We start from the raw sequence: 3,824 nt of genomic DNA on the forward strand, positions 1-3,824 counted from the left end.
GTTGCAATAAGACTCCAGGAGAATTGGAAGCTCCGGGGTAAAGGCGTTCAGCGTGAAGTTATGATGAAGGGGGAGTTATTTTGAGGGGATGGAGATGGAACGTCCCCCCGCAATAAAAGACCCGGGAATGCGAAAAGGGAGGATTTGTTCTGAGTGGATGTGTTGTTTAATGGTTTCTGATGCATATTTTTGCGCTTTAATTGACATCTATCCGATGAGGTAACGTTATAAGCATCATCGCGAAGGGATGGCGGTGATGTTCATGGCGCTGAGCGACAGACTTGAGCTGGTTAACCCTTCTGAGATAAGGAAGCTCTTCGATTTGGCCGCGGGGATGAAGGATGTGATTTCACTCGGAATTGGAGAACCGGATTTCGACACGCCGGAGCATATAAAGGAGTACGCCAAGGAAGCCCTCGATAAAGGCTATACCCACTACGGCCCGAACGCGGGCCTTCCGATGCTCCGTAAGGCCATAGCGAGAAAGCTCAAGAAGCAGAACGGCATCGAGGCGGACCCGAAGAGCGAGATAATGGTTCTCGTCGGGGCAAACCAGGCCTTCCTCATGGGGCTGGCAACCTTTCTGAAGGACGGGGAAGAGGTTCTCATTCCCTCACCCATGTTCGTGAGTTACGCTCCAGCGGTCATCCTCGCGGGCGGGAAGGCCGTTGAGGTGCCAACATACGAAGAAAACGAGTTCCGCCTGAGCGTTGACGACCTTGAAAAGAACGTCACTGACAAGACCCGCGCGCTCATCATAAACACCCCCAACAACCCGACGGGAGCCGTCCTCACCAGGAAGGACCTGGAGGAGATAGAGGACTTCGCGGTTGAGCACGACCTCATAGTGTTAAGCGACGAGGTCTACGAGCACTTCGTCTACGACGGCGTTAAGAACCACAGCATCGCTTCGCTCGACGGTATGTTCAAGAGGACGATAACGATAAACGGCTTCTCGAAGACATTCGCCATGACCGGCTGGCGCCTCGGCTTTGTAGCGGCCCCATCGTGGATTATCGAGAAGATGACCCGCTTCCAGATGTACAACGCAACCTGCCCCGTCACCTTCGTCCAGTACGCCGCGGCGAAAGCCCTTGAAGACGAGAGGAGCTGGAAGGCCGTGGAGGAGATGAGAAAAGAATACGACAGAAGGAGGAACCTCGTCTGGAAGAGGCTGAACGAGATGGGCCTGCCGACCGTTAAACCGAAGGGAGCCTTCTACATCTTCCCGCGCATTAAAGACACCGGCCTCACAGACAAGGAGTTCAGCGAGATGATGCTTAAGGAAGCTAAAGTTGCCGTCGTTCCGGGTTCGGCCTTCGGAAAGGCCGGTGAGGGCTACATCAGGATAAGCTATGCAACGGCCTACGAGAAGCTCGAGGAAGCTATGGACAGAATGGAGAAAGTTTTGAAGGAGAAAAAGCTGGTCTGAGTTATAGTTCCCCGAGCTCCACGTTTTCCACCTTTTTTGTCGCCTCATCGAGCTCGATAACGGCGTAGTAACCCCTGAAAAGCGGGCCGGGATTAACGATGACCGTTTTTCCGACCCTGTCAACGCTCCTCGCCTCGTGTATGTGCCCTGTGACAACTAGGGGTGGCTGGTTCCTCTCAATGAACTCCCTCAGAGCTTTGCTTCCAACATGGAGGCCCGAATGGATTCTATCGGCTTTGGTGTCCCTCGGAGGAACGTGGGAGAGAATAACATCTCCGGGGCGGTAGTTCCGCTCGAGGATTTTCATAATTTCGTCCTCGGTGAGCTCCCAGATGGTATTGAACGGGGTTATGTTTGAGCCACCAAGGCCGATGAAGCCGACGCCGTTGATTTCAACCCTCTTGTCGTGAAGGCCGATGCCGAGTTCTTCGAGCAGTTTGGGAACGTCCCTGCCGTCGCAGTTGCCGTGAACCGCTAACACCGGAACGCCCAGGCTGAGGACTGGCTCGAGGACTTTTCTGGCCACCTCCCAGCCTGAGAAGTGTGTTATGTCCCCCGCGATGAGGATCAGGTCCGGGCGGCGCCCGGCCAGGATGCCCGTGAGCTTTCGAACCTTTTCAACCCTTCCGTGCACGTCCGTGATGGCCACAACCTCCATCGAAACCACCAATCCACTGAGGGTGCGGGGCGCTTAAAGTTTACTTCGCCGATTGTCGAAGTGAGCTTTAACGTTCACCGAAAACCTTATAAGGTTTAGGGATCCCTAAACACTGGGTGACGGGTATGGAGAGGTTGAAATCCACCCTCCTCAGGAAGAGGCTCGAAGTGGTTAAGAAGAGGAAGGAGCTCCTGGCGATAGAGGAGGCCAGGCTCGTGAGACTCGTCCGCCAGAAGAAGGCCAGTGCGAGCCAGCTGGCGAAGATCAAGAGGGAAAGAATAGCCCTCGCCTTTGAGGAGGCCAGGCTCATAAGGGTTCTCCGGCAGAATCCCTCGCCGGGCTTCTGATCCCCAAATTTTCTCAGGGTAAAAAAAGATAGGAATCAGAAGACGTTTATCCTGTCCTCGAGGATGAGCTTCTGAACCCGGGTTATGTTGGCCAGCCACTCGTCGGCAATCTCGTGTGCCGGCCTCTGGAGGGCGTCGATTGAGTAGCCCTTCTTCGGGATTATCTGAATGCTCGCGACGAGTGGCTCGTCGATTGGCTTTCCTATCTGGCTCAGGATCCTGACGTAGACCTCCTCGACCCCCTCAACCTTCTCGGCGATGTCGCTGGCGATGAGCATCGAGAGGATGTTGTATATTTTTCCGACGTGGGAAACGGGGTTCTTTCCGGCTGCCGCTTCCATGCTCATGTGCCTGTTCGGGGTGATGAGGCCGTTAACGCGGTTGCCCCTGCCAACGGAACCGTCGTCTCCGGCCTCGGCACTCGTTCCGGTGACGGTGATGTAGTATATGTCCTTCTCCGGATCATCGGCGGTGTTGACGTAGATGTTGACCTTCCTCTCGGTGTGGGCCCCGGCCACTTCCCTTGCCGCCTCGTGGATGGCCTCCTTAACGGCCACATACTCCTCGGGGTTCTGGACCTCGCTGTCGACTATTGCCGCGGCGATGGTTATGTCTATCTCCTCCCCCTTCCTGAGGCCCATGACCTTGATGTCCTCGCCGACAGCGGGATACTTCCTCTTGAATTCGTCGCTGTTGAGGAGCCTTTCAGTCTCGAGGACTATCCTCTCGGTCTCGCTGAGGGGGGCGTAGCCAACTCCAAAGCTGGTGTCGTTGGCGAGGGGAATCGGGTTCTCCCTGGCCTTGTTGAAGACACCAACGAGGTCAACGCTGCCCTGTCCGATGCGCGAATCCACTATGACGTGATTCTCTACATCGAGGTGCCTGACGGCCTTTCTGAGGTAGTCCTTGGCCGCCTTTATAGCGACCTCGTGAACCGGGAAGAACTCCCTATCAACCATCTCAACGGCCCTGCCCGAGAGGAGGATATAGATGGGCTTTATGACCTCGCCGCCACCGAACTGGGGATATGCCCTGCCCCCAACGACCTCGACCTGGTCGGTGTTGTGGTGGAGGATTATGCCGTATCTCCTGATGTACTCCCTGCTGAGGGCCCTGCTGACTGCCTCGGCAATGCCATCGGCTATGCTGTCCGGGTGGCCTATACCCTTTCTCTCGACGAGCTCAACCTTCTGCATCTCAACTGGAGTCCTTACCAGCTCTTCCACAACGATGTTCCTAACCTTCTCCGCCATGATCTTCACCACCTTTCCGGGCAGAGCCGGGTCAGTCGGTACTCTTATATAATTTTCGGCATGAAATCCCGAACTGGATATTCCTGATAGTTATGACGGAAAAGCATTAAAAACTCAGGAAAGAATCCGATGGA

The 3,824-nt window shown here is 55.2% G+C and carries 4 protein-coding genes; 2 read left to right on the forward strand and 2 right to left on the reverse strand.

What is annotated here, in order from left to right:
• The first annotated feature begins 262 nt into the window (after window positions 1-262).
• On the forward strand, window positions 263-1,432 hold the full coding sequence (locus MV985_RS04045; protein WP_297463249.1) for a pyridoxal phosphate-dependent aminotransferase: 1,170 nt from the start codon (window positions 263-265) through the stop codon (window positions 1,430-1,432).
• Between the two features lies 1 nt (window position 1,433).
• Here the strand turns inward: MV985_RS04045 and MV985_RS04050 are convergent, their stop codons facing one another.
• Window positions 1,434-2,090, reverse strand: coding sequence for a metallophosphoesterase (locus tag MV985_RS04050; RefSeq protein ID WP_297463246.1), 657 nt, complete (start codon window positions 2,088-2,090; stop codon window positions 1,434-1,436).
• A 125-nt stretch (window positions 2,091-2,215) separates the two neighbouring features.
• Between MV985_RS04050 and MV985_RS04055 the strand changes: the two genes are divergently transcribed.
• Entirely contained in the window at window positions 2,216-2,437 is a 222-nt protein-coding gene (locus MV985_RS04055; RefSeq protein ID WP_297463252.1) for a hypothetical protein, read from the forward strand.
• A gap of 35 nt (window positions 2,438-2,472) precedes the next feature.
• On the opposite strand, the gene MV985_RS04060 is transcribed toward MV985_RS04055, so the two are convergent.
• Window positions 2,473-3,690: a methionine adenosyltransferase gene (locus MV985_RS04060; RefSeq protein ID WP_297463259.1), complete on the reverse strand. Its 1,218-nt coding sequence runs from the start codon at window positions 3,688-3,690 to the stop codon at window positions 2,473-2,475.
• Between the last annotated feature and the right edge of the window lie 134 nt (window positions 3,691-3,824).

Source organism: Thermococcus sp. (assembly GCF_027012695.1).
Lineage (GTDB): Archaea > Methanobacteriota_B > Thermococci > Thermococcales > Thermococcaceae > Thermococcus.